The sequence below is a fragment of the Kitasatospora sp. NPDC004799 genome, from assembly GCF_040609095.1.
Classification (GTDB): domain Bacteria; phylum Actinomycetota; class Actinomycetes; order Streptomycetales; family Streptomycetaceae; genus Kitasatospora.
Map to the genome: position 1 here is coordinate 1 of NZ_JBEXJK010000442.1, position 6,542 is coordinate 6,542.

7 protein-coding genes are annotated in these 6,542 nt (G+C 76.1%); 4 read left to right on the top strand and 3 right to left on the bottom strand.

Annotation, left to right across the window (positions count from 1 at the left end; all coding sequences use genetic code 11):
• Window positions 1-1,449, top strand: a 1,449-nt coding sequence (locus tag ABZW03_RS34850) for an alpha/beta fold hydrolase (RefSeq protein ID WP_355267590.1), incomplete at its 5' end; no start/stop codon positions are given.
• A 12-nt stretch (window positions 1,450-1,461) separates the two neighbouring features.
• On the opposite strand, the gene ABZW03_RS34855 is transcribed toward ABZW03_RS34850, so the two are convergent.
• Together ABZW03_RS34855 and ABZW03_RS34860 are read right to left on the bottom strand one after the other, a co-directional pair.
• Window positions 1,462-1,758, bottom strand: a complete 297-nt coding sequence (locus tag ABZW03_RS34855) for a hypothetical protein (protein ID WP_355267593.1) — start codon at window positions 1,756-1,758, stop codon at window positions 1,462-1,464.
• A gap of 18 nt (window positions 1,759-1,776) precedes the next feature.
• Complete coding sequence (locus ABZW03_RS34860) at window positions 1,777-2,199, bottom strand: hypothetical protein (protein ID WP_355267596.1); 423 nt, start codon at window positions 2,197-2,199, stop codon at window positions 1,777-1,779.
• 535 nt (window positions 2,200-2,734) lie between these two features.
• On the opposite strand from ABZW03_RS34860, the gene ABZW03_RS34865 reads away from it, so the two are divergent.
• Window positions 2,735-4,153: a lytic murein transglycosylase gene (locus tag ABZW03_RS34865; RefSeq protein ID WP_355267599.1), complete on the top strand. Its 1,419-nt coding sequence runs from the start codon at window positions 2,735-2,737 to the stop codon at window positions 4,151-4,153.
• A gap of 181 nt (window positions 4,154-4,334) precedes the next feature.
• On the opposite strand, the gene ABZW03_RS34870 is transcribed toward ABZW03_RS34865, so the two are convergent.
• Entirely contained in the window at window positions 4,335-4,844 is a 510-nt protein-coding gene (locus ABZW03_RS34870) for a MarR family transcriptional regulator (RefSeq protein ID WP_355267602.1), read from the bottom strand.
• A 98-nt stretch (window positions 4,845-4,942) separates the two neighbouring features.
• On the opposite strand from ABZW03_RS34870, the gene ABZW03_RS34875 reads away from it, so the two are divergent.
• Complete coding sequence (locus ABZW03_RS34875) at window positions 4,943-5,869, top strand: ABC transporter ATP-binding protein (protein ID WP_355267605.1); 927 nt, start codon at window positions 4,943-4,945, stop codon at window positions 5,867-5,869.
• Entirely contained in the window at window positions 5,866-6,495 is a 630-nt protein-coding gene (locus ABZW03_RS34880) for a hypothetical protein (protein ID WP_355267608.1), read from the top strand. The genes ABZW03_RS34875 and ABZW03_RS34880 overlap by 4 nt, the downstream gene beginning before the upstream one ends.
• Window positions 6,496-6,542: the final 47 nt, after the last annotated feature.

Consider the following 6,542-nt stretch of genomic DNA (forward strand, 5'->3'; position numbering starts at 1 on the left):
GACGCGGCCGGCCGGGACCCGGGCGACGCCGATCCGGCGCCCGCCCGCTACACCCGGCAGGCGCTGAACTGGCAGCCCTGCGCCCAGCAGCCCGCGCTGGACTGCGCCACCATGACCGCCCCGCGCGACTGGCACCACCCCGGCGCCGGGGCCGATCTGACCATCGCCGTCTCCCGGCACCGCGCCACCGACCCGGCCCGGCGCAAGGGCACCCTGCTGATGGCGGCCGGCGGGCCCGGCGGCACCGGCCTGCTGCGCCCGGCCAACCTGGCCGCCGGCGCCCCGGCGGTCGCCGCCGCGTACGACATCGTCGGCTTCGACCAGCGCGGGGTCGGCGCGAGCACCAGGGCGGTCTGCCAGACCCCGGAGGAGTTCCGGGAGTTCCTGTCCGGCGACTACCGCGACCGGTCCCCCGCTGCGATCGACCGGGTCGTCGCCAACTCCAGGAAGCTGGCCGCCAGTTGCCAGGAGCGCAGCGGCGACCTGCTGCCCTACCTCAGCACCGAGCAGACCGCCCACGACATCGACCTGTTCCGCGGCCTGCTCGGCGAGCGCAAGCTCAGCTACTACGGCCCGTCCTACGCCTCGATGATCGGCGCCTACTACGGGACGCTCTTCCCGCACCGGGTCGAACGGATGGTGCTGGACAGCAACGTCGGCTTCGACGGCAGCTGGGAGACGTACGAGCTGGGCCAGCCGATGAGCTTCCAGCGCCGCTTCGACGAGGACTTCGTGCCCTGGCTCGCGGCCCGGGACGCCACCTACCACTGGGGCGCCACGCCGGAGCAGGTGCGGGCGCACTGGGAGCGGCGGCGCGCCGCGCTGCACGACTCCCCCCTCGTCGAGGGCCCGGTGACGATCGGCCCGAACCAGCTGGACAGCCTCGCCATGTCGGCGGTCTACCGGGCATCCAACTTCCCCGACCTGGCCCGGATCCTGGCCACCGTGGACGACTGGCAGGGCGCCGAGCCCGCCGCCCGTACGGCGGCCGCGAAGGCCTTCGACAGCTACCTCACCCCGGAGTTCCTCGCCGAGTACTTCGCGGTGACCTGCAACGACACCCCGTGGACCAGGGACCTGGACACCTGGATCGAGCGCGGCGCCGAGAACACCGCCCGCTGGCCGCTGGCCGGTGCCCGGACGCTCGCCTTCAGCGCGGTCTGCGCCGCCTGGCCGGCCGCCCCGGCGCCCCGGGTCACGGTGACCGGCGCCCACCTGCCGACGACCCTGATGCTCAACTCGGTGCACGATCCGGCGACCTACTACGAGGCGGCGCTCGGCGCCCACCGCGCGCTGCGCGGCTCCCGGCTGGTCACCGTCACCGGCAACGGCGACCACGGCCAGTACCCCGGCCCCAACTCCTGCGTCACCGAGGTGGTCGAGCGCTACCTGCTGGCGGACCGGGCACCCGAGCGCGATCTCAGCTGCCCGTCCCCGCAGGCGGGTTGACCGCCGGAGCAATCAACTCCCGGACCGCGACCGCAGTCTGGCCCGCAGCCAGGCGGCGACGACGGCCAGGCCGGCGAAGCCGCCGACGGCGAGCTTGATCCCGGCCTTGGCGACGATCCAGCCGACCCCCGGGACGGACCACCCCAGCCAGTGGAACACGGCCAGCAGCACCGCGGCCCCGAACACCGCCGCGAGCACGGTGGCCAGGACGGCGGTGGTCCGCGAGAGCTCCCGCGGGCCGTCGGCGTGCTCCTCCGCGGTGGTCCCGTCCGGGCTGTTCACCATCTCGTTCGTACCCCCCTCAACCATGGGGATGATGATACGACGTCAGCGCCAGGCGTGGTGGGTGTCGCCGAGGTGCTCCCCGGTGTCGCCGTCGGGGAAGCTCACGGCCATGGTCACGCGGTACTCGTGGACGTCCTCCCGGTGCCCCGGCACCCGTGCCCAGGCCAGCGAGTGCACCTCGGCCTCGGGGGCCTGCCGGCACCAGGCGGCGGCCTCCTCCAGGGCGCCGGCCGCCGACCGCCCGGTGCACACCACGGCGGTGTACGCGGCGACCGCGACGTCCCCGCCGGGGCGGCAGGTGCGCGACACCGCCCGGACCGCCGCGGCGGCCTGGGTCAGGTCTCGGGCCAGGTCGTCCACCACCCGAGGGGGTGCCGGCAGGACGACCGCTCCCTCGGCGACGGTCTCCGGCAGGTTCGCGCTCACGGTCCGGGCCTCCATCCGCATCATCACGCGCCACAGCATGCCGGGCGGTGATTCCTGGCATGCCCATTTTCACCAGAACGTCACCCGTCCAGGGCGGAGTCGGCGTCACCCGCTGGCATCCCGGCGACCGTCCTGGTAAGGGGCGCCGGCCGGATCCCCCGACGTTTCGGCAGGTCAGAACGGCGGGCCGCGGGGCGGCGCCGGGGGCCCGGAACACCGCGCACGCACCACCCCCGCGCTCCGAACCGCCGGTCCGGCGCCGGGGAGCGCCCGTCCCCCACCGTTGGGCCCCTGGTCAACTTCCGGCACCGGAGCGCGAGTTGCCGCCTGGCGCGACCGGTGGGGCGGCGGGCGGCGGCTGCGCCGGGACGGCACGGCCCCCGGCCGCACCCCCGTTGAAGTGCCGCGTTTACCCGTCAGGGGGCTCCGGTCCGCCTCCCGGTCATCCTGTCCCTGTCAGATCGTCGTGATACTAATCGTCCCGGTGGCGGGCCCCGTCCTCAGCGGGGCGGGCACGATGACGGCAGCTCAACCGTTCCGGAAGGGTCCGGACGGCGACGGGGAGGGGTAGCGGATGACGGTGCGGATCGGCACGGCGGAGGGCGGGCGCAGGCTCCGGATCGGCAAGCGGCTCACGGGCACGGCGGCGGCCTTCGCCGCGCTCGCCGCGCTGACCGGTTCTCAGGTGACGGGTATCGGGCTCGCCCCGGTCGCGGCCGCCGACGCCGGCCCGGCGGGCGGCGCCACCGGCCAGGGCGCCGGACGCTCACTGCCCGTCGGCGACCCCTCGACGGGCGCCCCCGGCACCTTCGGCACCGGCGTCCCGGCCGACGGCGGCGGCACCGTCCAGCTCCCGCAGCCGCCCGGCGCGCTGCCCGGCGGCCCCCCGGCCGGCCCGTTCGCGGCCACCGGGCCCGCGCTGCCCGCCACCGTGCTGGCCGCCTACCGGCAGGCCGAGACGGCGCTGGCGCAGCGCTCGCCGGGCTGCCACCTGCCCTGGCAGCTGCTCGCCGCGATCGGCCAGGTCGAGTCGGGCCAGGCCAACGGCGGCCGGGTGGACGCCGCGGGCACGACCCTGACGCCGATCCTCGGCCCGGCCCTGGACGGCAACGGCTTCGCCGCGATATCCGACACCGACGGCGGCCGCTACGACGGCGACGCCCGCTGGGACCGCGCCGTCGGGCCGATGCAGTTCATCCCGTCCACCTGGGCCTCCTGGGGCGTGGACGCCAACGGCGACGGCAAGGCCGACCCGAACAACGTCTTCGACGCCACCGAGAGCGCCGGCCGCTACCTGTGCGCGGGCGGCCGCGACCTCGCCGACCCGGCGCAGCTCGACCGGGCGGTGCTCAGCTACAACAACTCGGGCGAGTACCTGCGGACGGTGCGCAACTGGATGGCGCACTTCGGCAGCGGCACGGTGACCACCGTCCCGAACCGTCCGGGCGCGCCGGTGACGCCCACCGCGCCGGCCACGCCGTACCTCCCGACCGCCCCGGCGGTCCCGACCGGCGGCTCGGGCGCGGGCAGCACGCCCACCGCGGGGCCGCAGCCGACCGCCCCGGTCACGCCGACGCCGGACCAGTCGCCGAGCCCGCTGCCGACGACCTCCCCGAGCGCCACCGCCACGCCCACGCCCGGCGGTTCGACCTCGCCGTCCGCGACGCCGACGACCACCCCGAGCGGCGGCACCACCCCGACGGCGACCCCGACCGGCACGCCGACGACCACGCCCACCGGCACCCCGACGGGCACCCCGACCGGTACGCCCACCGGCTGCCCGGACCCGACGGCCACGCCCACCGCCGCACCCACCGGTACGCCGACCCCGACGGGCTCCCCGTCCCCGGCCGCCACCCCCACCGGCACCCCGACGGCGACGCCGCTCCCGGGCTGCCCCACCCCCACCCCGACCGCGGCGGGCACCCCGAGCGGCGCGCCCGCCACCACGCCCAGCGCCGCGTTCTCGCCCTCGGCCACGCCGACGAGGTGACCCCGGGGCCCGCCGCCCCGCGGACGCGAGTCCGACGACCGGCCCCAGGGGCGCGGTTCCCGCACCGGGAGCCGCGCCCCGCCGCTCGTCGCGGCCTCCCTGGGTTGTCCGGCCCGACCGACCGGAGGCGCTGGGCAACGCGGCCCGCGCGGACCGACGGCCGATCCCCCCGGCCGGGCCGCTACCGCTCCTGGGCCGCGCGGTGCTCGCGCCAGCGGCCCAGCATCCCGTGCAGCTCGTCGACCATGAACTCGAAGAAGGCGGCGCTCTCCGCCAGCCGCTCCCCCGCCACGGTCCCGGCCCCGACGGTGGCCTCGCCCTCGCGCAGCACCCGGACCCAGCGCAGCAGGAGCTCGTCGCGCCGGGTCAGCGACTCGAACCAGACGTCGTTGAGCACCCGGTAGCGGTCCCGCCGGGAGCCCGGCTCGCGCTCCTTGGCGACCAGCCCGACCTGGATCAGGTAGCGCATCGCGCCCGAGACGGCGGCCGGGCTGATCCGCAGGCGCTCGGAGAGCTCGGCGGAGGTGAGCACCCCGCTCTCCTCCGCCATCAGGCAGGAGAAGATCCGGGACGGCATCCGGCCCATGCCCGCGACCACCAGTTCCGCCGCGAAGCGCTCGACGAAGTCCGACACCGCGCTGTCGTCCCGCTCCTGCTCCGGTTCCCTGCCGCCCTTCGGCCCCTGCACCACCCTGCGCCCCTTTCCGGTGATCACCTGCATGCCCGGTCTCGAACTTTAACGCCTTCCCAATATTCACGTTTTTCTGAAACTACGGTAGCTTCAGAAGCATGACCAAGGCCATCACCCTGTCCGGCCTGCGCAAGGAATTCGGCCGGACCACCGCGCTGGACGGCCTCGACCTGACCGTCGAGACCGGCGAGGTCCACGGCTTCCTCGGGCCCAACGGCGCCGGGAAGTCCACCGCCATCCGCGTCCTGCTCGGCCTGCTGCGCGCCGACGGCGGCAGCGCCCGGATGCTCGGCAAGGACCCGTGGCACGACGCCGTCGAGCTGCACCGCCGCCTCGCCTACGTGCCCGGGGACGTCGAGCTCTGGCCCAACCTCACCGGCGGCGAGGCCATCGACCTGCTCTCCCGGCTGCGCGGCCGGCTCGACCGCCGCCGCCGCGACGAGCTGATCGAGCGCTTCGACCTCGACCCGACCAAGAAGGGCCGCAGCTACTCCAAGGGCAACCGGCAGAAGGTCGCCATCGTCGCCGCGCTCGCCTCCGACGCCGAACTGCTGCTGCTCGACGAGCCGACCTCCGGCCTCGACCCGCTGATGGAGGTGGTCTTCCAGGACGTCGTGCGCCAGGCCAAGCACGAGGGCCGCACCGTCCTGCTCTCCAGCCACATCCTGGACGAGGTGGAGAAGCTGGGCGACCGGGTCAGCATCATCCGGCACGGCCGGGTCGTGCAGAGCGGGACCCTCGGCGAGCTGCGCCACCTCACCCGCACCACCGTCGAGGCCCGGACCCTGCGCCCGGTCACCGGGCTGGACGCGCTGACCGGCGTGCACGGCCTGCGCACCGAGGGCGACCTGGTCAGGTTCGCCGTGGACGGCGCCCAACTCGACGCCGCCGTACGGGCGCTGAGCGCGGCCGGGCTGCGCGGCCTGGTCAGCCACCCGCCCACCCTGGAGGAGCTGATGCTGCGCCACTACGGCGACGAGCTGGCCGCCAACGGGCACCGCGTCGAGGGCGAGGCCGGGCGATGACCGCCACCGCCGCCGACCCGGCCGCCGCCCGCGCCGCCGCACCCCGGCGCCCGGCGGCCCGCACCACGCTGGCCGGCACCACGGCGCTGCTCCGCTTCGCCCTGCGCCGCGACCGGTTCCGGCTGTCCGCCTGGGTGCTCGGCCTCTGGCTGACCACCCTGGCCACCGCCGACAGCGTCCGCACCGTCTACCCGACCGCCGCCGACCGCGCCTCGATCGCCCACGGCTCGGACAACCCGGCGATGCTCGCCCTGAGCGGTCCGGCCCACTACCTGGCCGACTACACCTGGGGCGCCATGCTCGGCCACCGGCTGCTCGGCCTGCTCGCCGTGCTGACCGCGCTGCTGAGCGTGCTGACCGTCACCCGGCACACCCGGGCCGAGGAGGAGAGCGGGCGCGCCGAACTCGTCCGCTCCGCCGCCGTCGGCCGGCACGCCCCGCTCGCCGCCGCCCTGGCCACCGCCGCCGTCGCCGACCTCGCCCTCGGCCTGCTGCTCGCGGCCGGCCTGCCCGCGCTCGGCATCCCCGGCCTCACCGCCGCCGGATCGGCGCTGTACGGCGCCGCGACCGCCGTCGCGCTGCTGGTGGGGGCGAGGCCGGTGCGGGCGAACGGGCCGCACCGGTGAAGGAACGGTGGAAGTGATCTCCCCGCGCCCTCGCCGTGACGCAACCG